23 protein-coding genes and 1 tRNA gene are annotated in these 20902 nt (G+C 65.5%); 11 read left to right on the forward strand and 13 right to left on the reverse strand.

The window, feature by feature from the left end:
• Positions 1–18: 18 nt before the first annotated feature.
• Positions 19–1179 (reverse strand): FMNH2-dependent alkanesulfonate monooxygenase, encoded by a 1161-nt coding sequence (gene ssuD, locus CJU94_RS16460; protein WP_095420399.1) that lies wholly within the window; start codon positions 1177–1179, stop codon positions 19–21.
• Between the two features lie 644 nt (positions 1180–1823).
• Here ssuD and CJU94_RS16465 point away from each other — a divergent pair.
• Positions 1824–2249, forward strand: coding sequence for a hypothetical protein (locus tag CJU94_RS16465; RefSeq protein WP_095419596.1), 426 nt, complete (start codon positions 1824–1826; stop codon positions 2247–2249).
• A 122-nt stretch (positions 2250–2371) separates the two neighbouring features.
• On the opposite strand, the gene CJU94_RS16470 is transcribed toward CJU94_RS16465, so the two are convergent.
• Positions 2372–3508: an enoyl-CoA hydratase/isomerase family protein gene (locus CJU94_RS16470; protein WP_095419597.1), complete on the reverse strand. Its 1137-nt coding sequence runs from the start codon at positions 3506–3508 to the stop codon at positions 2372–2374.
• 46 nt (positions 3509–3554) lie between these two features.
• On the reverse strand, positions 3555–4520 hold the full coding sequence (locus CJU94_RS16475) for a TetR/AcrR family transcriptional regulator (RefSeq protein ID WP_095420400.1): 966 nt from the start codon (positions 4518–4520) through the stop codon (positions 3555–3557).
• Between the two features lie 133 nt (positions 4521–4653).
• Here CJU94_RS16475 and CJU94_RS16480 point away from each other — a divergent pair, with 133 nt between their 5' ends.
• Positions 4654–5652 carry an NAD-dependent epimerase/dehydratase family protein gene (locus CJU94_RS16480; RefSeq protein ID WP_095419598.1) on the forward strand — a complete coding sequence of 333 codons (999 nt, stop codon included), beginning with the start codon at positions 4654–4656 and terminating at the stop codon, positions 5650–5652.
• 217 nt (positions 5653–5869) lie between these two features.
• On the opposite strand, the gene CJU94_RS41795 is transcribed toward CJU94_RS16480, so the two are convergent.
• Both CJU94_RS41795 and CJU94_RS16490 read right to left on the reverse strand, forming a co-directional pair.
• Positions 5870–6331 (reverse strand): DUF1488 family protein, encoded by a 462-nt coding sequence (locus CJU94_RS41795; protein ID WP_244220851.1) that lies wholly within the window; start codon positions 6329–6331, stop codon positions 5870–5872.
• Entirely contained in the window at positions 6331–6609 is a 279-nt protein-coding gene (locus CJU94_RS16490) for a hypothetical protein (RefSeq protein WP_095419599.1), read from the reverse strand. The genes CJU94_RS41795 and CJU94_RS16490 overlap by 1 nt, the downstream gene beginning before the upstream one ends.
• A gap of 286 nt (positions 6610–6895) precedes the next feature.
• Between CJU94_RS16490 and CJU94_RS16495 the strand changes: the two genes are divergently transcribed.
• The gene (locus CJU94_RS16495) at positions 6896–7087 is read left to right on the forward strand and encodes a hypothetical protein (RefSeq protein ID WP_095419600.1); all 192 of its coding nucleotides are present in this window, start codon (positions 6896–6898) and stop codon (positions 7085–7087) included.
• A 73-nt stretch (positions 7088–7160) separates the two neighbouring features.
• A complete protein-coding gene (locus tag CJU94_RS16500) occupies positions 7161–7550 on the forward strand; it encodes a hypothetical protein (RefSeq protein WP_095420401.1) in 390 nt (129 codons plus the stop codon).
• A gap of 42 nt (positions 7551–7592) precedes the next feature.
• On the opposite strand, the gene CJU94_RS16505 is transcribed toward CJU94_RS16500, so the two are convergent.
• Together CJU94_RS16505 and CJU94_RS16510 are read right to left on the reverse strand one after the other, a co-directional pair.
• Positions 7593–7925: a DMT family transporter gene (locus CJU94_RS16505; RefSeq protein WP_425272194.1), complete on the reverse strand. Its 333-nt coding sequence runs from the start codon at positions 7923–7925 to the stop codon at positions 7593–7595.
• A gap of 10 nt (positions 7926–7935) precedes the next feature.
• Entirely contained in the window at positions 7936–8433 is a 498-nt protein-coding gene (locus CJU94_RS16510) for a heme-degrading domain-containing protein (protein WP_095419602.1), read from the reverse strand.
• A 238-nt stretch (positions 8434–8671) separates the two neighbouring features.
• On the opposite strand from CJU94_RS16510, the gene CJU94_RS16515 reads away from it, so the two are divergent.
• The 7 genes from CJU94_RS16515 to CJU94_RS16545 all read left to right on the forward strand — a co-directional run bounded on the left by CJU94_RS16515 (position 8672) and on the right by CJU94_RS16545 (position 14213).
• Positions 8672–8748: transfer RNA gene (locus CJU94_RS16515), tRNA-Met, on the forward strand.
• A gap of 409 nt (positions 8749–9157) precedes the next feature.
• Positions 9158–9703, forward strand: coding sequence for an NUDIX hydrolase (locus CJU94_RS16520; RefSeq protein WP_095419603.1), 546 nt, complete (start codon positions 9158–9160; stop codon positions 9701–9703).
• 9 nt (positions 9704–9712) lie between these two features.
• Positions 9713–10450 (forward strand): leucyl/phenylalanyl-tRNA--protein transferase, encoded by a 738-nt coding sequence (gene aat, locus CJU94_RS16525; RefSeq protein WP_095419604.1) that lies wholly within the window; start codon positions 9713–9715, stop codon positions 10448–10450.
• Between the two features lie 116 nt (positions 10451–10566).
• Positions 10567–11388 carry an arginyltransferase gene (locus tag CJU94_RS16530; RefSeq protein ID WP_095419605.1) on the forward strand — a complete coding sequence of 274 codons (822 nt, stop codon included), beginning with the start codon at positions 10567–10569 and terminating at the stop codon, positions 11386–11388.
• A 169-nt stretch (positions 11389–11557) separates the two neighbouring features.
• On the forward strand, positions 11558–12535 hold the full coding sequence (locus CJU94_RS16535) for a quinone-dependent dihydroorotate dehydrogenase (RefSeq protein ID WP_244220972.1): 978 nt from the start codon (positions 11558–11560) through the stop codon (positions 12533–12535).
• 116 nt (positions 12536–12651) lie between these two features.
• Entirely contained in the window at positions 12652–13446 is a 795-nt protein-coding gene (locus CJU94_RS16540; protein WP_095419606.1) for a cystine ABC transporter substrate-binding protein, read from the forward strand.
• A gap of 107 nt (positions 13447–13553) precedes the next feature.
• Positions 13554–14213, forward strand: coding sequence for an amino acid ABC transporter permease (locus CJU94_RS16545; RefSeq protein ID WP_095419607.1), 660 nt, complete (start codon positions 13554–13556; stop codon positions 14211–14213).
• A 76-nt stretch (positions 14214–14289) separates the two neighbouring features.
• Here CJU94_RS16545 and CJU94_RS16550 read toward each other — a convergent pair whose 3' ends face one another.
• The 6 genes from CJU94_RS16550 to CJU94_RS16575 form a co-directional block, all read right to left on the reverse strand.
• Positions 14290–15288: a Gfo/Idh/MocA family protein gene (locus CJU94_RS16550; protein WP_095420403.1), complete on the reverse strand. Its 999-nt coding sequence runs from the start codon at positions 15286–15288 to the stop codon at positions 14290–14292.
• Positions 15289–15427: 139 nt separating this feature from the next.
• Entirely contained in the window at positions 15428–16153 is a 726-nt protein-coding gene (locus CJU94_RS16555; protein ID WP_095419608.1) for a FadR/GntR family transcriptional regulator, read from the reverse strand.
• Between the two features lie 337 nt (positions 16154–16490).
• Positions 16491–17057 (reverse strand): flavin reductase family protein, encoded by a 567-nt coding sequence (locus CJU94_RS16560; protein WP_095419609.1) that lies wholly within the window; start codon positions 17055–17057, stop codon positions 16491–16493.
• A complete protein-coding gene (locus tag CJU94_RS16565) occupies positions 17032–18624 on the reverse strand; it encodes a mannose-1-phosphate guanylyltransferase/mannose-6-phosphate isomerase (RefSeq protein ID WP_095419610.1) in 1593 nt (530 codons plus the stop codon). Before CJU94_RS16565 ends, CJU94_RS16560 begins: the two co-directional genes overlap by 26 nt.
• Before the next feature lie 95 nt (positions 18625–18719).
• Positions 18720–18989, reverse strand: a complete 270-nt coding sequence (locus CJU94_RS16570; RefSeq protein WP_244220852.1) for a hypothetical protein — start codon at positions 18987–18989, stop codon at positions 18720–18722.
• Entirely contained in the window at positions 18961–20865 is a 1905-nt protein-coding gene (locus tag CJU94_RS16575) for an alpha/beta fold hydrolase (RefSeq protein ID WP_095419611.1), read from the reverse strand. The genes CJU94_RS16570 and CJU94_RS16575 overlap by 29 nt, the downstream gene beginning before the upstream one ends.
• Positions 20866–20902: the final 37 nt, after the last annotated feature.

Here is a 20902-nt window from a genome sequence, read left to right on the forward strand (position 1 = left end):
CGTTCGCAGCTTGCGCGCTCAACTCGAACTTGCCGCCTTCGGCAGATAGTTGTTGCCGACGATCTCGCCGAACGGACCCGACAGCGGCCCGTTCGAGACCTTGTTCAACCGGTTCGGCAGCAGCGGAAACACGAGTTCGGCGAAGCGATACGACTCTTCCAGATGCGGATAGCCCGACAGAATGAAGGTGTCGATGCCGAGGTCCGCGTACTCCTTCATGCGCGCCGCCACCTGCTCCGGATTGCCGACTAGCGCCGTGCCCGCGCCGCCGCGCACGAGGCCCACGCCCGCCCACAGGTTCGGATAGACCTCGAGCTCCGCGCGGCCACCGCGCTTGCCGCCGTGCAGCGCCGCCATGCGGCGCTGCCCTTCAGAATCCATCTTCGAGAACGAGGCCTGAGCGCGGGCGACGGTTTCGTCGTCGAGCTTGCTGATCAGCTTGTCGGCGGCGGCCCACGCTTCTTCTTCCGTCTCGCGCACGATCACGTGCAGACGAATGCCGAACTTGATCTGGCGGCCATGCGCCGCGGCGCGCGCGCGAATGTCGGCGATCTTCTTCGCGACCGCGGCGGGCGGCTCGCCCCACGTCAGATAGGTGTCGATATGCTCGCCCGCCATCTCGTGCGCGGCAGGCGACGAGCCGCCGAACCACAGCGGCGGATGCGGGTGCTGCACGGGCGGATACAACGCCTTGCCGCCCTTCGAGCTCAGATGCTTGCCCTCGAAGTCGATCGCGTCGTTGGTATGCGCGGCGCTCAACAGCTTGCGCCAGATGTGCAGGAATTCGTCGGTGATTTCGTAGCGCGTGTCGTGGTCGACGAACACGCCGTCGCCTTCCAGTTCCGCCGCATCGCCACCGGTCACGACATTGATCAGCAGACGCCCGTTCGACAGACGGTCGAAGGTCGCCGCCATCCTGGCCGCCAGACCCGGCGACGAAATGCCCGGGCGAATCGCCACCAGAAACTTCAGCCGTTTGGTCGCGGCGATCAGGCTCGACGCGACGACCCATGCGTCCTCGCACGAGCGGCCCGTCGGCAGCAGCACGCCCTCATAGCCAAGCGTATCGGCGGCCACGGCGATCTGCTGGAAGTAGTCGTAATCGGCTGCGCGTGCGCCTTGGGACGTACCGAGATAGCGGCTGTCGCCGTGAGTCGGAATGAACCAGAACACATTCATTTGCTGCTCCTGCATGTTCGAAACGGGATTGAATGGAAACGATGCGTCGAGCGCCGACGCACACGCGGCCGCGCGCATCCCTCCGGCACACAGCCGGACGGTGCATCGCAAGGAGGCGGAAAAGACGCGGTATCGGCGCTGGCTAGCGGCAGCAGCGGACCCGCCGGCGCGCGCGCGCCATGTGGCAGGTAAAGATTGGCATCAGGCAGGACATCGCAACGGCTTCCCTCGACCAAACGTGCGCGTCATGCGCTCGATTAAACGGCGACGGCGTCAAACGCCGTCTGTATGGTGAAACAGTCTATGGATCGGGCCACGGCTTTTGAACGATTTTTTTTAGCTTAGGTTTTCCACTTTCGTGATTAGCCCGACGCTAAAGCATACGGATATCGCGCGTCGTGGCTGGGGAAAGCGCGGGGCGCCGTTGAGCCACTGTCGAGCAAATCTCGCGCCGCCGCTGGTTTCTCCGCCCTGCAGCAAGTCCCCCGCCCCGGAAAGGCCCCATTGCGGATCGGCGATCACGGTCTTGCGACGCCTGCCGCGAAGCGACAGCTCGGGGGGCGCTCTATATAATGGCGCACGTTTCCAATAATCCGGTGCAGGCCACGCGAAACCCCGCCGCCTGTACCCTGGCGGTGCAATGCATGCAAAAACTCATCCTGCCGTTCGTCGCCGGTTTTCTGGCTTCCCTGTTTTTCCACGAATCGACGCTGGCGCTCCTGCACGCAGCCGGGATGATCGAACCGACCGGTTTTTCGACCGCGCCGTTCCTACCGCTCGGGCTGCCTGAATTCATCGCCAATGCGATCTGGAGCGCGTTCTGGGCCGTGCTGATGGCGTGGCTGCTGCGCGTCGCGCCGCATCGGCATGCGCCGTGGGTGCCGGCCTTCGTGTTCGGCGGTATCGCGTTGACGGCGGCGAGCGTGTTCGTGGTCGACCCGTTGCGCGGCATCTGGCCGAGCGGCAACATGCTGCCGCGCCTCGCCGTGGGTTTCGCGGCGAATGCCATGTGGGGCTGGGGCGCGCTGGTATTCATGCGCGCATTCATGGCAAGCGAGGATGAAGAATAACGCCGGACAGGTGTGAGGAATGCGCGGCCCGCCAAAGCCGGCCGCATGTCGTTCGACGCACCGCCTGGCCGCCATGCCACCCGCGAGGCCGGCACGGCTTCCCGCCGCCTCACGCCTGGGGTCTAACCGCGCAAATCCCGCAACGGGTGTTCGTTAGCCGGCCACGGACTCTCGAACATCTTCTCCACCTCCACGGCGCTCACGTCTTCAATGCGCGCAAAGCGCCAGCGCGGCGCGTTGTCCTTGTCGATGATGCGCGCGCGAATGCCTTCGATCGTGTCGCCGTGCAGAAAGCTCGAGCGCGTGAGATCGAGATCGCCGCGCAACACCTCCGCCATCGAACCCTCCGCGCGCGTCACCACTTCCAGCGACACCGCCATCGACAGCGGCGAACGTTCGCGCAAGATCGCGATCGTCTGTTCGGCCCAATCGGCGGCCTCGCCGCCGCCGTCGCGCTCGCTTTCGAGCGAGGCCAGAATGCGCGCGATATCCGGCAACGCGAAGTGGCGGTCGATCAACGCACGCGCCCTCGCCAGCGACGACGCCTCGGGCCGCGGCACGACCTGGTGCGCAAGCGCCTCGCGTTCGATGCACGCGACCACGTCCGCGCCTCGTTCGAACAGTTCGCTGCGCAGGGTATCGACCAGCGCGGGCAGTGCCGCGTCCTCGATGTAGGTGTCGGCCAAACCCGCGTAGAGCGCGTCGGCCGCGTCGAGCGTCTCGCCGGTCACCGCCAGATAGCGCCCGATCGCGCCAGGCGTGCGGGCCAGAAACCAGCTCGCGCCGACATCGGGAAAGAGCCCGATGCGGGTTTCGGGCATGGCCATGCGGGTCGAGTTGGTGACGACGCGCAGGCCGCCGGTGCGATGCGCGCCCTGCGAAATGCCCATGCCGCCGCCCATCACGACGCCGTTCATCAACGCGATATACGGCTTCGGGTAGGTGAAGATCGCGTGATCGAGCCGGTATTCCTCGATGAAAAACGTGTCGCGCGCGTCGTGTTCGCCGCGTTGCGCCGTCTCATACAGAAAGCGGACGTCGCCGCCCGCGCAGAACGCGCGCGGGTGCTGGCTGCGCACCACGACGGCGAGCACATCGGGATTTTCGCGCCACTGGTCGAGCGCCGCGTGCATCGCGCGAATCATGCCGGTCGACAGCGCGTTGAGCGCTTTCGGCCGTTCCAGCTCGATGAAACCGATGCGATTGGCTACGTAAGTCGCGACTTCGTCGCTGACGGCGGGCGAGGCGGAAATGGACATGGAGAGCTAAGCGTGGCGGCGCGAGATGAGGTGGAATTGAACGGTATCACGTGCCCGCCGCTTTGCGCTTGGGAGCGGGCGCGGCGAGACTGGCCGTTGCTGCTCGCGCCGGTTGCCTGCGCGACGGCTGGGCGGCAGGTTCGCCGTCCGGCTGCGCCGCCGCCTCGGCGCTCGCGCCGGGAGATTTCTTCTTGCGCGTGCCGACGCTCGCCGCGGCGCTCCGCGCCTGCGCGGCGTGTTGCGCGGCGTGTTGCGTGGCGTGTTGCGTGGCGTGTTGCGTGGCGTGTTGCGTGGCGTGTTGCGTGGAGTCGCGCGTTGCCTGCGGCGCACCCAGCCAGGCATCCAGCGCGACGGCCACGACGGTATCGAGCGATGTGGTCGGGAACACGGGACACGTGAGGTTCAATGCAACGATACCGTGCAGGGTCGCCCAGAAGGCCTCGGCCCACACCGCCACATCCGTCGACGCCGGCAGGCCGCCCGACGCTTTGAGTTGTTCGAGCGCGGAAATCATGATGTGCAACGCGGCCGCGCCGGGGTCGTCTTCGGCTGCGGCCGCGTCACGGCTCGCCGCCTCTGCCTCCGTGATCCCGGCCTCCGCGGCGAGCGCCGCCTCACCCTTGAGCGCCCCCTTTGCCGCGCCGCCCAGTGCCGCGCCGGTATAGCTCGGATCTTCCATGAAGATCAGCCGGTAGGTTTCCGGATGCGCAACCCCGAACGCCACATACGCCCGCCCGAGCGCCTTGAGTCGCTCGGCGGGATCGGCAATGCCCGCAAGCGGCACGAACGTCTCCAGCAACTGCGCATAGCCCTCCGCGCACAGCGCCTGCGCGATCTCGTCACGGCTTGCAAAGTGAAGGTAGAGCGTGGCGGGTGAATATTCGATCGCGTCGGCTATCTTGCGCATGGACAACGCGGCAAAGCCTTCGCGCATCACGATGCGGCGGGACGCATCGAGGATGCGTTCGCGCAGTGCCTGTTTCTGGCGGTTCTTTCGTTCAGCGATTCCCATGACGAACATTCTCGGGTTGACAAACTGAAAAGTCAAATTAAACTGAACACTGTTCACTGAACGGTGTTCACTAAATTTTCACACATCAATTTATTCATGCGGTCGCGATGCGGCGCCGCTTCGAGGAGTCGTTATGCAAGCCACAGGCAAGGTGGGTTTATTCGGAGCCGCGGGCGCGGCCGGTCAGGTCATTGCGGCGGCCCTCGCCGCCGCGGGCCGCGATTACCGCGTGGTCGGACGCTCGCGCGAAGCGCTCGAAGCCGCGTTCGGCCGGGATCCGCATGCGGAGATCGTCACGTGGAATCCGGACGACCCTGCCTCGATCCGGGCGGCGGCGCAGGGTCTGCAGACTGTGGTCTACCTGGTCGGCGTGCCCTACGACCAGTTCGCCGCGCATCCGCCGCTCATGGAGCGAACCCTCGCCGGCGTGACGGCGGCAGGCGTCGAACGTTTCATTCTGATCGGCACGGTGTATCCGTACGGCCGCGCGCGGGGCAATCCGGTCAGCGAAAGTCATCCGCGTGAACCGCACACGTTCAAAGGCCGGATGCGGCTCGCGCAGGAAAATCTGGTACTGGCCGCGCACGGACGGGACGGCCTCTCCACCCTCGTGCTGCGGCTGCCCGATTTCTACGGGCCGGGTATCGAGCGCAGTCTGCTGAACGGCGTATTCGAAGGCGCGGCGCACGGCAAGCGCGCGCAGCTAATCGGCCCCGTGGATGTACCGCACGAATTCATCTATCTGCCGGATGCCGGGCCCGTGGTCGAAAAGCTGACGCGCACGCCGCAAGCGTATGGGCGCTGGTGGCACCTTGCCGGCGCCGGCACCATCACGCAGCGCGAAGTCGCGCGCGAGGCCTATGCGCTCGCGGGCCGGGAGCCGAAGCTGATGGTGGCCGGCAAGACGCTGCTGCGTGTGCTCGGCCTGTTCAATCCGTTGATGCGGGAACTGGTGGAGATGAACTACCTGATGACCGAGCCGGTCGTGCTGGACGACTCGGCGTTGACGGCACTGATCGGCCCGATCGAGAGGACGTCTTACGCAGAAGGTATCCGCCACGCTTTCGAAGCCGCTCGCGCGGCGGCAGCCGCGAGCGCGAGGGCAAACCCCACTGCTGCGAACGCGGCGTGAATGAATGAGGACGGCGAGTGTCGTCGAGGACGTTGGGAGTGGCGCTTGCGCAGACAGTTACTAGCCAGCGAGGGGGCTTTCAAGCTAGCACGCGATGGTTCGCCTCGGCCCGCGCCGCCGTTTGGCCGTTTGGCTGCATCGGCCGCATCGGCAACAACCCGCGGCACGAGGCAACAATCAGCGGCATTCGATTGCAATCGAATGCACGTCGGCGCATTCAGCCGGCCACGTTGCCCGGCGGAAAGTGGCCGCTTTTCAGCAGTACGGGCGTGCCGTTGCTGATCTGCAAGTGCTCGCGCGCCACCGCTTCGATGCGCGGACGTCCAGCGTCGAACGCGCGCATCCAGCCTTCCAGGTCTTCGGAGTACGCACCGAAGTGATCTTCGAGCGCTTCGACCGAGATCGCGCACGGCACCGGCTCGCCGTCCACCAGCGCGGGAAAGACAACGGTCAGATTGGAGTCGCGGTAAGCAGGCGCGTCCGCGGGAAACCGAATTTCCATGGTCGCCTCATCAGAAAGTTCCAGCATGAAACCGGCGCCGGCGAGAACCGGCCGGCCCCGGACACCGTCGATATGGTACTCGCGCGGCTGGACCGCGGTCCAGCCTGCTGCGGCGCTTTCTTCAGCGGTTTGGCCGGAGAGCCCGGCGTCCTTTTTCTTTCCTTCACGCACCGCCATCAACTGCCTCCCAGCAGGCGGTCGACATAATCGCGCGCCGCCTGCTCGACGAAGACAAGCGCGTCCTCTTCGCTGCCGAAGCGCTGCCCGTCGCCGAGTTCGAGCAGGGTTTCCATGCGATGAGGATCGTCCGGACCGTGTTCAGCGAGACTCACCGAGCCGACATAAGTCCCGCTCGCGCCGCGGGCGCCCGTGCCCGCCGTGTCGGCCGCCGGCACGAGGCGCGCGGCGGCGCTGATGTAATAACCGCGATAAGGGCCGCTGACCCGTTCAGCCATATTCGTTCTCCTCGTTGCAATTCATGGGCGGATGCCGCGCGGCCTGTATCCGTTACGCTGGCCGCGTGGTTGGCCTCCGTGTCGAGCCTGGCTGGCGTGGCCCTTGCCGCGCGAGCGGCGCCGCCGCGGCCAACCAGTATGTAAGGCGCCTTGTGAAACGATTAGTTCTGTGAAAGCCCGCCCGCGACGCACCGATCGCACTTGTGCCGCTCGCGCCGGTCGAACAGGATGGCCGGCACGATCCGTGCTGCCGCGTCGACGCCTTTTCCAGTTCAGCGAGCGCAATATGGGAAAATATTTTCTGCAGAATCACGAACTGCCCGAGCCGGATGCGGCAAACACATGGTTCGCCTACGCCGAAAGCCACGGCATCGACATTCCGAAAGCCATCAGCATCTGGGAAGACGCGGCCACGGAAACAGGCGGCGAAAGCCGGCGGCTGGTCAGCGCGGCCGGCATTACGATCGAAACGCCCTGAGCCTGCCCTCGATGAACGGGCGCCTCCCGCCCACATGGCCAGCCCGACTATCAATCTGAAAGGAAACATCACGATGCATTTCATGACGCAACTGCGCCGCGCCGGCCGCTTCAACCGCCTTCGAACCCGTGCTGCGTTGGCTCTCGCGCGCCGGACGTCGCTCGCGGCCGCCCTGCCCGCCGCCATGCTGTTGGGCGCGGGTCTCGCCGGCTGCGCATCGTCGAACACCACGTCGCTGATCAATCTGCCGAATGGGCAAACCGGCTTTGCGGTGAATTGCAGCGGCGCCGACGCCGCTTCCAGCTGGGCCTCGTGCTACGTGCAGGCCGGCAAGGCATGCGGCGCGACGGGTTACGACATCGTGTCGAAAGACAATGACGAAGGCGGCACGGCGGGCGGCAGCGTCACGAACGTCGTCTCGGCCAACGTCAAGAACCGTTCGATGATCGTGCGCTGCAAATAAGCGCCCGCGAAGCGCCCGCGGCACCTGTGCCGGTGCGATGGCTCAGTGCGCCTGCATCTTCGAAAACATGTTCAGCACCGTCACGCCGGCCATTATCAGCCCTAGGCCGATAATGGCCGGCACGTCCGGCACCTGCCGGTACAACACCACCGCGACCAGCGTGATCAGCACGATGCCGGCGCCCGACCACACCGCATAGACGACGCCGACCGGAACGCTCTTGAGCGTCAGCGACAGGCAATAGAACGCCACGCCATAGCCGAGCACGACCACCACTGACGGCACGAGCCGCGAGAAGCCCTCCGACGCGCGCATCGCGGAGGTCGCGATCACTTCGGCCACGATGGCGATGCCCAGCAATGCGTATGCAGGCAGGCGCATCGCGTCAGACCTTTGCAAGCGCGAGCTTGCTGTAGTCGTGACCGAGGTGCGCGCACAGCGCTTCCACTACCAGTTCGTGATCGGCGCGCTGCGGCAGCCCCGAAACGGTGATCGATCCGATCACGCCGGCGCCCGCCACCGTCAGCGGGAACGCGCCGCCGTGCGACGCGTATTCCGTGGCGGGCAAGCCGTGCTTGTCGGCGAGCGTGCCGCCGGCCTGCTGCATCTTCAGACCGATCGCGTAGGAGCTGCGGCGGAAATGCGCGACCGTGTTGCCCTTGCGGCGCGCCCAGTCGACGTTGTCAGGCGTCGCGCCGCCGAGCAGACTGAAGAACAGTGGCTGACCGAACGTGCGCACGTCGATCGCGGCGGGAATGCCGCGCGCCTTGGCGACCTCGTGCAGGTAGGCGCCGACTTGCCACGCGCGGTCGGCATCGAATTGGGGGAACACCAGCGCGTGTTCCTGGGCGGCAATCACCTGCAGATCGTGAGCGATATCCATGGGGTCCGGAGCAAGGTCAGAGTTAAAGCGTGCGCCGCCGTACCTGCAGGGCGCCGCCGCGAGCAGAACCTGAATTCTAGCGCAGCACCTTGCGCAGGCCTTCCGGCATGCGACGCGGGCCATACGTGCGGCGACCTCGAAGAGACCGCCGCCGCTGCGCGACGCGTGGATTGAAGCCGCTTCTTAAATAGCTATTGCATCGGCATCCAACTTCTTCTATAATCTTTTCTTCGACGGACGCGGGGTGGAGCAGTCTGGCAGCTCGTCGGGCTCATAACCCGAAGGTCGTAGGTTCAAATCCTACCCCCGCAACCAAGTGCATCTCGCCTGCATTACGCCTCTTCAAGGCGGCGCGCAAAACGGTTCGAGACGTCGAAAACAACATTGAAGGCTTGCCGAATCGGCAGGCCTTTTTTGTTTTTCTTTCCTAATCTTTCATCACACGTTGCGCACTCCGCGCGTTGCGTCGCTCTTCCCCGTTTTTGGGCACGATTTCATAAGCGGTTCGCGACAACCACCGGCGCCGACCGCAATGCCGTCCGTGCCCACGATCACGGCTTGCACGCAAGATATTCTGCATCCCAAATTAAATACCCCGCGGGCTTCGGCGCGCGTCTGGTTATGGAACTCACTCGTCGGCGGAGCCGGCACGCCGCTATGCTCCGACCTGAGTAAATCCGCGTCCCAGTGATAAACTCCTACCACTCCTTCTTGTCCCCTTCCTATGAAATTCTGTTCTGTCTGCGGCCACGGCGTCAGTCTGAGCATTCCGCCGGGCGACAACCGCGAGCGCTTCGTCTGCGCCAGTTGCGGCACGGTGCACTATCAGAACCCACGCAACGTGGTCGGCACCGTCCCCGTCTGGGACGACAAGGTGCTGCTGTGCCGCCGCGCGATCGAACCGCGCTACGGCTACTGGACGCTGCCCGCGGGCTTCATGGAGATGGGTGAGACAACCGCCGAGGCGGCATCGCGCGAAACGCTGGAAGAAGCCGGCGCGCGCGTCGAGGTGCAGAGCCTTTTTTCGCTGCTGAACGTGCCGCACGTGCATCAGGTGCATCTGTTCTACATGGCGCGGCTGCTCGACCTGGACATTGCCGCCGGCGAAGAAAGTCTCGAAGTGAAGCTCTTCGAAGAACACGAAGTGCCTTGGGACGAAATCGCCTTTCCCACGGTCGGCCAGACCTTGCGTTTCTTTTTCGCCGACCGCGCCGCGGGCAGCTTCGGCCTGCACACGGGCGACATCTTCCGCTCACTGCGCGAAGGTTGAACGGCACGCATGGTTCCCTGGCTCGGCCCCGATGATCCCTTTCCGCCCGTCGAGCGCGCGCTCGGCGCGACGAGCGGCGCGCCCGGTCTGCTCGCCGCAAGCGGCGATCTGCTGCCCTCGCGGCTGATCGACGCCTATCGGCGGGGCATCTTCCCGTGGTATTCGGACGGCCAGCCGGTGCTGTGGTGGAGTCCCGACCCGCGCATGATCCTGCGCCCCGCCGAATTCAAGGTGTCGCCGTCGCTGCGCAAAACGCTCAGGCGCGTATTGCGCGAAGACGCATGGGAGATCCGCGTCGATCATGATTTCGCCGCGGTGATGCGGGCCTGCGCACAGGCGCCGCGACGTGGACAGCGCGGCACTTGGATCACCGCGGACGTGGTCGAAGCGTATTCGTCGCTGCATCGGGCCGGTGACGCGCACAGCATCGAAACCTGGTTCGAAGGCAAGCGCGTGGGCGGTCTGTATGGCGTGTCGTTCGGCAAGATGTTCTTCGGCGAATCCATGTTCGCGGAGGTCACCGACGCGTCGAAAATGGCGCTGGCCGCGCTTGTCGGACACTTGCGCCGTCACGAAATAGAAATGATAGACTGCCAGCAGAACACGTCGCATCTGGCGTCGCTGGGCGGTCGCGAGATAGCGCGCAAGGCGTTCATCGCGCATGTTCGCGCGTCGGTCGAGGCGCCGCCGATTCCCTGGCGCTTCGACAAGACCGTGTTGCTCGAGATCGTCGCGCCAGCGGCGTAGGAAGAATCAGGCCGAATCCGGATCCGCCGCCTACCGAGCCGCGGGTCACGAGCCGCGGGTCGTCCACCGCCTGGCGCCGGGTTTGCATTACCAGAGACGCTTCGAGAGCTGCCAACGTGACTCATCCCAACGAGCTGCCTCTTTCCCCGCTTTCGGCGCTGCAATTTTATGCAACGGCGCCTTATCCCTGCAGTTATCTGGATGGGCGCATCGCGCGCTCGCAAGTCGCCACTCCCAGCCACCTGATCAACTCCGACGTCTACACCGACCTCGTCAAGGCCGGCTTCCGGCGCTCTGGCGTATTCACCTACCGGCCGTATTGCGACGGCTGCCGCGCCTGCGTGCCGGTGCGCGTGCCGGTCGACCAGTTCGAGCCGAACCGCACCCAGCGCCGCGTCTGGAAGAAACATGGCGAACTGATCGCCACCGTGGCGCCGCTCCATTACGACGAAGAACACTACGCGCTCTACATGCGTTATCAGTCGGCGCGGCACGCGGGCGGCGGCATGGACCGCGACAGCCGCGACCAGTACGAACAGTTTCTGCTGCAGAGCCGGATCAATTCGCGCCTGGTCGAATTCCGCGAGCCGCAGCCGGACCGGCCGGATGCGCCTGGCATTCTGCGCATGATCAGCATGATCGACATCCTCGGCGACGGGCTCTCGTCGGTGTACACGTTTTTCGAGCCGGCGTTGCCGAACACGAGCTTCGGCACCTACAACATCTATTGGCAGATCGAGCAGGCGCGCAGCCTCAAACTGCCTTACGTGTACCTCGGCTACTGGATTCGCGAGAGTCCGAAGATGGCGTACAAGGCGAATTTCCGCCCGCTCGAGGGTTTGATCGACGGCGCCTGGCGCGTGCTCGATCCCACGGGCGCGGATCTGCCGCCGGTCGAGCTGGCCATTCACGGCAGGCGTCCTCCGTTCAAGCCGTAGGGCGCGCTGGCGGATGGCGGATGGCGGCACGATCCCGCAAGTCCGTTTCATTAATGCGTCAAAGTCATGCCTCAAAGTCGGTAAAATGGCGGGTTCCCATTTTCCGGCCGCCCGGCATCGTCCCGTGTTCAGTTCCCTTTACCCGCTCGTACGCGCCCAACTCTTTCGCATGGACGCGGAAGATGCTCACCACCTGACCTTGCGCATTCTCGGCGCGGCCGGGCGCACCGGCCTTGCCGGCGCGCTGGCGCCGCACGTGCCGGATGCGCCGCGCACCGTGATGGGGCTGACGTTCCGCAACCCCGTGGGGCTCGCCGCGGGCCTCGACAAGGACGGCGCCTGCATCGACGGCCTCGCCGCGCTCGGCTTCGGCTTTATCGAAGTGGGCACGGTGACGCCGCGCGCCCAGCCGGGCAATCCGCGCCCGCGCATGTTCCGTCTACCGCAGGCGAACGCCGTGATCAACCGGATGGGCTTTAACAACGCGGGCGTCGACCAGTTCGTGAAGAACGTGCAGGCCGCGCGCTATCGCGGCATTCTCGGCCTGAACATCGGCAAGAATGCCGACACGCCGATCGAACGCGCCGCCGAAGACTACCTGTACTGCCTCGAACGCGTGTACCCGTTCGCCAGCTACGTGACCGTCAACATCTCGTCGCCGAACACGAAAAATCTGCGCCAGTTGCAAGGCGCGGGCGAACTCGACGCGTTGCTCGCGGCGCTCAAGGACAAGCAGCAGCGACTGGCCGACATGCACGGCAAGCTGGTGCCGCTCGCGCTGAAAATCGCGCCGGACCTCGACGACGAACAGATCAAGTCGATCGCCGACACGCTGCTGCGTCACCGCTTCGAAGGCGTGATCGCTACCAACACCACGCTCTCGCGCACCGCCGTCGCCGGCATGCAATACGGCGACGAAGCCGGCGGCCTGTCGGGCAAACCGGTGTTCGACGCGTCGAACGAAGTGATCCGCAAGCTGCGCGCGGAGGTCGGCGAAGCGGTGCCGATCATCGGCGTCGGCGGGATTTTTTCCGGCGACGATGCGCGCGCGAAGATGGCGGCGGGCGCGTCGCTGGTGCAGCTTTATACCGGCTTCATCTACCGCGGACCGGCGCTGGTGGCCGAATGCGTACAGGCGCTGCGCTAAACGTGCTGCGGCTGGGCGCCGGTAATATAGACATAAACAAACGGTATTTTGGTTTCGATAGTCTGTTTTGTTATGCTTTCGTCTGTTAAAACGCCAGACGAACAAAAAGGAACTCGATGAAATTTGGCTTGTTGAAAAAATTTCTGGTCGCCGGTCTGATCGGCGCGTCGTTTACCGCTGTCACCGCGCACGCCGACGACCTGCTCGATCAGGTCAAGCAGCGCGGCACGCTGCGCATCGGTCTGGAAGGCACCTTCCCGCCGTTCAATTCGAAAGCGCCGTCGGGCGAACTGGTCGGCTACGACGTCGACATCGCCAGGGCCGTGGCCGCCAAGCTCGGCGTGAAGCCGGAATTCGTCACGACCGAATGGAGCGGCATCATCGCCGGTCTGCAGGCGGGCAAGTTCGACGTGATCGTCAACCAGGTGGGCATTACCGACGCGCGCAAGCAGGCGCTCGACTTCTCGCCGGCCTACACGTATTCGGCCGCGCAACTGATCCAGCGTAAGGACGACACGCGCCAGTTCAAGTCGCTCGACGACCTGAAGGGCAAGAAGCTCGGCGTCGGTCTCGGCACGAACTACATGGACATGGCCAGGTCGGTGCCGGGCATCGACGTGAAGACCTATCCGGGCGCCCCCGAGTATCTGCGTGATCTGGCCGCCGGGCGTCTGGACGCGGCGCTCAACGACCGCCTGATGCTCGCGTACCTGATGAAGAACTCGCAACTGCCGCTGCGCACCGGCGCGAACGTCGGCGCGGGCAACCCGTCCGGCATTCCGTTCAGGAAGGGCAATCCGAAATTCGCCAAGGCGATCGACGAAGCAATGACGCAGCTCGAAGCGGACGGCACGTTCTCGAAGATCTCGGACAAGTGGTTCGGTATCGACGTCACCAAGCCGGTCAAGTAACACGCGCTGACTGAAACGAAGGGCGGCATCGTTGGCGATGCCGCCCTTCGCGCTTCTACAGCACAGTTTATGATGTGCGCTTTTGCGCGCCAACCCGACCACCGCCCATGTCCACCACTTCCCTGCTCGTTGAATCGCTGCCCGTGCTCGCGCAGGGCGCCGTCCTGACGATCAAGTTCGCGGTTCTGTCGATGATCTTCGGCCTGATTGCCGGCGCCGTGCTCGCCTTGATGGGCGTGAGCCACAGCCGCGCGCTGAACTGGATCGCCCGCATTTACGTGAGCGTGATGCGCGGCACGCCGCTGCTGGTGCAGATCTTCGTGATCTATTACGGCTTGCCGAGTTTCGGCATTTCGCTGGACCCCACGCCGGCCGGCGTGATTGCCTTGTCGGCCAATGTCGCGGCTTATCTGTCGGAGAGCATGCGCGGCGCGATTCTGGGGATTCACCAGGGGCAGTGGCTCGCCGCCTATAGCCTCGGCCTCTCGCGCCGCCAGACGCTGCGCTATGTGATCGCGCCGCAGGCCTTGCGCATTGCCGTGCCGAGTCTGTCGAACAGTTTGATCAGCCTCATCAAGGACACCTCGCTGGTGTCGGTGATCACCGTGACCGAACTGCTGCGCAGCGCGCAGGAAATCATCGCCTCGACCTATCAGCCGCTGCCGCTGTATCTGGCGGCGGCCGCGGTTTATTGGGTGCTGTGCCAGCTGCTCGAAAGCGTGCAACGCTGGTACGAACGGCGTCTCGCGCTGCCGTCGCGGCACTGATCCCAGCCGGCGCGCGCGGTCGGATAAGCGCCGGGCGACGCCACCTCGCCGCGTGAGCGCGGGCTCGGCTTGGCCGTCACTCGCCGGCGAACTTCAGCCCAAGCGCCGCGCGCGCCGCGTCGGCCATCGCGATCATCTGCAGCGACTTGCTGTGCGGCATCACCGGGCTTTCCAGCCGCCCAGCCCGGATCAGTTCGCAGAAGTGCGCGGTCTCGTAGTTCAGGCCACCGCCTTCGAACGGTTCATCGAGTTCGATCACGCGTCCATCGGCATAACGGATCGTCGCGCGCGACGGGTTCCACCACGGCTCGTGAATCGTGACGTGGCCGCCCTTCGCCATCAGCAGCGCATCGCCCTTGCCGTGCAGATCGAGCCCGCAGAACAACTGGGCGATGCCGCCCTCGTGCTGGCTGTTCAGGCTCGCGAACGTGTCGACGCCCGTGGTGCCGAGCCGCCCGAGCGTCTGCACCTCACGCGGCGCGCCCAGCCAGTCGACGGCGAGAAACATCTCGTAGACACCGATGTCGAGCAGCGCGCCGCCCGCATGCTCGAACGACAGCGACGGGTGATCGTCCGGCACGCCCGGCACCGAACAACCGGCCCGCACCAATCCCACTGCGCCGATCGGCTCGACGTCTAGATGCGCGCGCAACTTTCTGTAGAGCGGATAAAACGGCGGCTTCATCGCTTCCATGAAGAGGCGCTGCGCGGCGCGGGCGGCGTCGAGCACGCGCTCGAGCTGCGGCCGATTGATGGTGGCGGGTTTTTCGCACAGTACGTGCAGACCGGCTTGCAACGCGGCGATCGCGTAGCCGGCGTGACTGTCCTGGATGGTGGCGATATAGAGTGCGTCGATGCCGCTTGCGAGCAGCGCGTCGAAGCTCGCGCAAACCTCGCCGCCGAACGTCGCGGCGAAAGCCATCGCGGGTTCCGCGCGGCGTGACCACAGCGCGGTCAGTTGCGCCTGTGGCACATGAGCGAGACCTTGAGCGAAGCGACGGGCAATCCGGCCCGTCCCGACGATTCCCCAGCGGATCATGCCGTCCGGCGAGGTTTCCTGCGTTGCGATTGTCATCGTTCCTTCGAGTCCTTGCAGTTCAGAACAGGCGCTATTGTCGCGCATGCCGCACGCTCTCGCGTGGGCCTGAACTCGCGCCTTTCGTGGTGCACGGTCTCACAAGGAAAAAACAGGATCCGGCGTGCCGCCGCGGCGCTCACGCTCCGCCGTGTGCCGGCGGTTCCGCTGAAAAGTGGCCGCCGACTTCTTCCGCGGTGAAGTCGATCAACGCGAGCGAAGCGATTTCGGCTTCCTTCGGATCGTGCCGTTCGATCGCCTCGACCACGCGTTGATGGGAATTCACCGCCGTTTCCCACAGTCCGTCCCGGTCGGCGACGATCGGGTTCACGGTCGATAGCGCACCGCGAATGATGGCCGCCATCTGCTTGAAGAACTGGTTGCCGCTCGCGACCACGATGCGGGTATGGAACAGTTCGTCCGCTTCCTGATAGCCCGGCTCGCCCGGGTGGATCGCGCGGAAGGCTTCGAACGCCTCGCGAATCCCGGCGATATCCGCCGCGCTGGCGCGCGCGGCCGCCTGCGCCGAGGCGCGCGGTTCGATCAGGATGCGAAACTCGATCACGTCGCGCAGAAACAGCGGATCGGGTTTCGCGCGAAAGCGCCAGTTCACGACGTCCTCGTCGATCATGCGCCAATCGCTCATCGGCCGGATACGCGTGCCGATTTTCGGCCGCACGTCCAGCATGTCGCGCGCGAGCAGCATCGACAGCGCCTCGCGCATGACGGTGCGGCTGACGTCGAACTCCTTGGACAGCACATCCTGCGGTGGCAGGATGGCGCCGTACTTCTCTTCGACGATGCCCGTGACAAGTCCATCCATGACCTTGCTCACAAGCGATCGATCTTTGTTTGCGTGTTCCATGACACTCTCTCCCCGAAGCGGTGTTTGCCCCCGCGTAGCCTGTTGATCGAGCAGCCCTTGTGCATCGTTCTATGGGTGTGACCTGGTTGTTCTACGATACGTTGCTAGCTTCAAAACGCTTGCGCCAGTTGGGACACTTCCTGACAGGGTTATCCCTCTGAAGAATTGTTTCTTCCGTGTAACGCCGCATATCTTGACGGACTATAAGCTTGCGTCTCAAGCGTGCCTGCATCGCGAAATTTGCATAGTGCGAAGACGCACGTTACGAGACGAATTGTCTGATCTGCAACGCGCGCGGCGGATTTGGACTGGCGAAAAATGCCGGCGGACATTCGCATCAACGCGAACTCGCGGCAAGCGGCGATAAATCCTGGAGCGCGCCTTGCCCGGCCACCGATCCGTAGCGTCCGCCGAAAAAGATCAGCGGCGCGTGCTCATCGAGCGAGAACACCAGCACCTCGCCGACGAACAGCGTATGGTCGCCGCACGGGTGCCGGTTCACGACGCGCGCCGCGAAACGCGCCGCCGCGTGCTCGAGGAGCACCACGTCCGGCAATCCCTCCACCGCCGCGAAGCGCGGCGCGAGCCAGCTTTGCGCTTCGCCGGCGAAGTGGCGGCTATGCGGCTCCTGAGCGTCCGACAACACGCTCACGCCGAACAGCGCGCTGTCCATCAGACGCTCGTGCATGCGCGCCCGGTGTCCGACCGAGACGACGATCAGCGGCGGCTCGAGCGAGCCCGACATGAAGGCATTGGCGGTCATCGCGTGCAAGCTTTCGCCGCTGCCGGTCGAGATCACCACCACGCCAGTCGCAAAGCGCCCCAATGCGCGACGAAAGCGCGGTTCGTCGAAAGCCGCCTGCGAGGGCTGCGGCGCTTCAGCGTGACATACCCTTGCCTGCATGGCCGCTCTCCTGATCGCGACCGTACTGGTCGTCCAAACGCACGATGTCGTCTTCGCCGAGATAGGCGCCGGATTGCACCTCGATCATTTCCAGCGGCGTTTTGCCGGGATTGTCGAGCCGGTGCGTGACGCCGAGGGGAATGAAAGTCGACTGATTCTCCGTGAGCAAGAAGCACTCGTCGCCGCGCGTCACGCGCGCCGTGCCGCGCACCACGATCCAATGTTCGGCGCGGTGGTGATGCATCTGCAGCGACAGACGGCCGCCCGGTTTGACGACGATGCGCTTGACCTGAAAGCGCGCGCCGCGCTCGAGCGTGGCGTAAGACCCCCACGGCCGGCCGACCTTGCGATGCTCCTCCGCTTCGGCTCCGTGCGCGAGCTTGAGGCGGCTGACCACCGCCTTGACCTCCTGCACGCGATCTTTCGCGACGACCAGCACCGCATCGGCGGTTTCGACCACCACCATGCCGCTCACGCCGACACAGGCGACGAGCCGCCCCTCCGAATGCGCGAAGCTGCCGGTCGAACCGGCAAAGATGACGCGGCCACGCGCGACATTGCCGTCGGGATCCTTCGCCGAGGCTTCCCACACCGAGTCCCATGCGCCCACGTCGGACCAGCCGGCGACGAGCGGCACGGCGACGCCGACGAGTCGCGCGTCGGTAGCGACACGCTCCATCACCGCGTAGTCGATCGAGTCGGATGGACACAACGCAAACGCGTCGCGCGCGAGATGCACGGCGCCATCGCCGTCCACCGTGGCCTGCTCGAACGCGTCCACGCAGGCCGCGGCAATGGCCGGCTGGCATAGCTCGACCGCCGCGAGCCACACCGACGCGCGCACCACGAACATGCCGCTATTCCACCAGTAGTTGCCGGAAGCGACGTAACGCTCCGCGAGTTCCGGGTCCGGATTCTCGACGAACCGCTCGATGACGCGCGCCCCCCGCGTGCCGAGCGCCGTACCCATGCGGATATAGCCGTAGCCGGTCTCCGCGCGCTTCGGCGGCACGCCGAGCGTGACGATCGCGCCACGGGCCGCGTGTTCGAGCGCCTCGGCAAGCGCCATGCCGAACGCAACGTGATCGGCGATCAGGTGATCCGCCGGCAACGCGACGATGATCGGATCGTCGCCCTCCACGGCGGCCGCGCGCGCCACCAGCGCGGCCACCGTCAGCGCGGGCGCGGTATTGCGCGGCACCGGTTCGAGCACCATGCGCACCGGCCGGCCGGATCGTTCGAGCCGCTCGAGACGCTCGAGTGTTGGCAGGCGCAGGTCCTCGCAGCAGACCACCAGCGGCGCCGCGATGAATCGCGTGCCGCACGCCGGCGTATCGTGCTCCGCCGCGGCGAACGACACGTCGAGCCGGCGCAGCGTGATTTCGAGCAGCGACTCGTCGCCCATCAGGCCGATCAGCTGTTTCGGATTGCGCTCGCGCGACAAGGGCCACAACCGCGTGCCCGACCCACCTGCGAGAATCACCGGCTGCACGGACAGCCGCGTGGCCGTTTCGGTGACGCCCGCAGTTGCCGCGAGCGGATTGCCTGGTTCTACGATGCGATTCATGTCTCCCCCCGTAGGTGGTCGAGTTGGCCCGGCGCGTTGCGCCGGGTCCCCGACTGGGCGCCGTGGGCGGCGCCGTGTCTTTGCTGCCGTGTTCGTCAGCCGAAGCGGTAAGCGGCGCGCGGCTTGTGCGCGATGAAGTGAACCCACCACGCGTCGCTCTTCCGAGCGTCGTCGGGAATGCGATCGCCCGTGCAATCGCCGAACACCGCATCCCTATGCAAGCCGATCTGGGCGAGTTGCCGGCGCTGCTCGGGCAGCGTCGTGCAGACGATCACAATGCCGAAGTGGCGGGGCGCCGCGCTCTTGATCGCGTAGCGGACAATCCTTGCGCGTTCATCATGCTTCGCCGAATAAACGAAACGCACGGGCACGCTTTACAAGCCATTGCGCGGCCCGCGCGCGGCGCCCGTCGGCACGCCTTGCGAGCGGCTCGCGGACGGCGACGGTGCCGGGCACGCGGCTCTCGCTGAAGGTGTTGCGATAAAACGCTTCGAAATACGACATGACGTTTTCCTGCGCGCTCGACGACAGGATCGCGTGATCGGTGTGCTCGCAGAACGCCGCGCGGCTATGCCTGAAGCGCGAGAGCCGCGCGCCACGCACGCCAAAGTGGCGCTCGAGTTCTTCGACGCCCTCGTCGAGCACGCCGTAGAGGAGTCGCGTCTCGACACCGTGGGCATCCACCGCGGCGAGCAGGCTCCGCTCTTCCCGCGCACCGAGTTCGACGCCGCAAACACGTTCGATCCGGTCGGCAAGGGTCGCGCCGAACCGCGCCGCGAAGCGTCCCGCGAGTTCGCGCGCGACCGGCCACCCGCCCGACTGCCCCTTCAGCACGCGCAGCCATTTGCGCGGCTCGCACATCGAGCGCAGATAGCTGCGCGTCGAACCGAAAGCGGCGACGGCCACGGTCGGCTTGCCGTGCTCGTCGCAGATATTCCGCCAGGTGAACTTCTGCAAATTCACCAGCACCGCGCCGAGCACGGCGGCCTCGCGTGCCGCGGCATGCAGACCGACGTAGGCGCCCGCGCAAATGCCGAGCAACACCGCGCCGCGATGGCCTTGCGCCGTCAGCCAGCGCGCCGCGCAGGCGGCGTCGTCGACGCCTGACGGCGCGTATAGCGCATCGAGGCTGAGTGCGTCGAGCGACGGCATGCTATCGCCCAGGCCGCCGAGATCGACGCGCAGCGACGCGATGCCCTGTTGCGCGAGACGTCTTGCAAAGCGCACGCCAAGCCGCGCATTGCCGATTCGCGACACCGCCCCGGTATTCAGCAGCAGTGCGGCGGGCGCGCCGGCGAGGCCACGTGCTTCAGGCCGGCAATAGATGCCGAACAGCCTGCCGCCGTCGAGCCGGATCGGTGATTCGACTACACCAGGCGCGACCACATAGGCCGCTTCGTGATTGTCCGCGAGTTGCGCAAGGCGGTCGGTAGCGACGATCGTGCGCAGACGCGCGGATGCGATAGCGTGGGCCGCGCCGTTTGCCAGCCAGTTTTCTATCGACTGAAACGCCGACTGCGGAATCTCGCTATCGAGCGATTCCAGCATGAACCTGCTGTACTCGTCGAACGAATGCCGTTCGACTTCGACGCCCTGCTCGCGGTAATGCGCAACCAGCGCGTCGACCCGCGCGGGATCCAGCGAATCGAGCACGAGGACACGGCCGGCCGGGCGCGGCGCGTCACGCTTCAGATCGACGGCGCGCAAACTTGCCAGGGTATCCTGATAGAGACGAAAGCCGTAGGCCTCGACGAAGGCATCGGTATCGGGTTCGGGTATGCAATCCATCGCGGCCGGAATCGACAGCCACTGGCGATAATGCGCACGCAACTCGCGTTGATAGTTTTTGCCCGACAGCACGGGTGCGAGCAGCACGAGGCCGTCCACGCCGCCGAGTTCCTGAGCCGCCAGCGCGGCGAGCGTACCGCCGAGCCGCAGGCCGCACAACGTCACGCGTTCGACACCGGCGGCTTCGCGCAGCCACGCCACGGCTTGCTTGATGCTGTCGATCCAGGCGCGCCAGCGGCCGGGTTCGCTCGCCTCGCCGGCTGAATCGCCCGTACCCGGATAGTCGAAGCGCAGCACCGGCATGCCGCGCGCCGCGAGCCGCTCGGCCAGCCTGCGCATGCCGCGATAGGTGCACAGCGCGTCGTAGCCGAACGGCGAACACAGCACCACACCGTCCGGCCCGCTCGCCGGATGCAACCAGCCGAACTGGCCATCGAAGACTACTGGCCTCACGCTATGCTCCTCACCGGGCTCCTCCCTTTCGACGCAT

It is taken from the genome of Paraburkholderia aromaticivorans, assembly GCF_002278075.1.
GTDB lineage: Bacteria > Pseudomonadota > Gammaproteobacteria > Burkholderiales > Burkholderiaceae > Paraburkholderia > Paraburkholderia aromaticivorans.

Bases quoted from the DNA above. Each gene is read 5' to 3' on its own strand.
- aat (WP_095419604.1), top strand. From the start codon at position 9,713: ATGGTTCCCTGGCTCGGCCCCGATGATCCCTTTCCGCCCGTCGAGCGC.
- CJU94_RS16550 (WP_095420403.1), bottom strand. From the start codon at position 15,288: ATGACAATCGCAACGCAGGAAACCTCGCCGGACGGCATGATCCGCTGG.
- CJU94_RS16475 (WP_095420400.1), bottom strand. From the start codon at position 4,520: ATGGGAATCGCTGAACGAAAGAACCGCCAGAAACAGGCACTGCGCGAA.
- CJU94_RS16535 (WP_244220972.1), top strand. From the start codon at position 11,558: ATGGACGCGGAAGATGCTCACCACCTGACCTTGCGCATTCTCGGCGCG.
- CJU94_RS16520 (WP_095419603.1), top strand. From the start codon at position 9,158: ATGAAATTCTGTTCTGTCTGCGGCCACGGCGTCAGTCTGAGCATTCCG.
- ssuD (WP_095420399.1), bottom strand. From the start codon at position 1,179: ATGAATGTGTTCTGGTTCATTCCGACTCACGGCGACAGCCGCTATCTC.
- CJU94_RS16470 (WP_095419597.1), bottom strand. From the start codon at position 3,508: ATGTCCATTTCCGCCTCGCCCGCCGTCAGCGACGAAGTCGCGACTTAC.
- CJU94_RS16500 (WP_095420401.1), top strand. From the start codon at position 7,161: ATGCATTTCATGACGCAACTGCGCCGCGCCGGCCGCTTCAACCGCCTT.
- CJU94_RS16555 (WP_095419608.1), bottom strand. From the start codon at position 16,153: ATGGAACACGCAAACAAAGATCGATCGCTTGTGAGCAAGGTCATGGAT.
- CJU94_RS41795 (WP_244220851.1), bottom strand. From the start codon at position 6,331: ATGGCGGTGCGTGAAGGAAAGAAAAAGGACGCCGGGCTCTCCGGCCAA.
- CJU94_RS16540 (WP_095419606.1), top strand. From the start codon at position 12,652: ATGAAATTTGGCTTGTTGAAAAAATTTCTGGTCGCCGGTCTGATCGGC.
- CJU94_RS16510 (WP_095419602.1), bottom strand. From the start codon at position 8,433: ATGGATATCGCTCACGATCTGCAGGTGATTGCCGCCCAGGAACACGCG.
- CJU94_RS16560 (WP_095419609.1), bottom strand. From the start codon at position 17,057: ATGCAGGCAAGGGTATGTCACGCTGAAGCGCCGCAGCCCTCGCAGGCG.
- CJU94_RS16545 (WP_095419607.1), top strand. From the start codon at position 13,554: ATGTCCACCACTTCCCTGCTCGTTGAATCGCTGCCCGTGCTCGCGCAG.
- CJU94_RS16465 (WP_095419596.1), top strand. From the start codon at position 1,824: ATGCAAAAACTCATCCTGCCGTTCGTCGCCGGTTTTCTGGCTTCCCTG.
- CJU94_RS16480 (WP_095419598.1), top strand. From the start codon at position 4,654: ATGCAAGCCACAGGCAAGGTGGGTTTATTCGGAGCCGCGGGCGCGGCC.
- CJU94_RS16495 (WP_095419600.1), top strand. From the start codon at position 6,896: ATGGGAAAATATTTTCTGCAGAATCACGAACTGCCCGAGCCGGATGCG.
- CJU94_RS16490 (WP_095419599.1), bottom strand. From the start codon at position 6,609: ATGGCTGAACGGGTCAGCGGCCCTTATCGCGGTTATTACATCAGCGCC.
- CJU94_RS16565 (WP_095419610.1), bottom strand. From the start codon at position 18,624: ATGAATCGCATCGTAGAACCAGGCAATCCGCTCGCGGCAACTGCGGGC.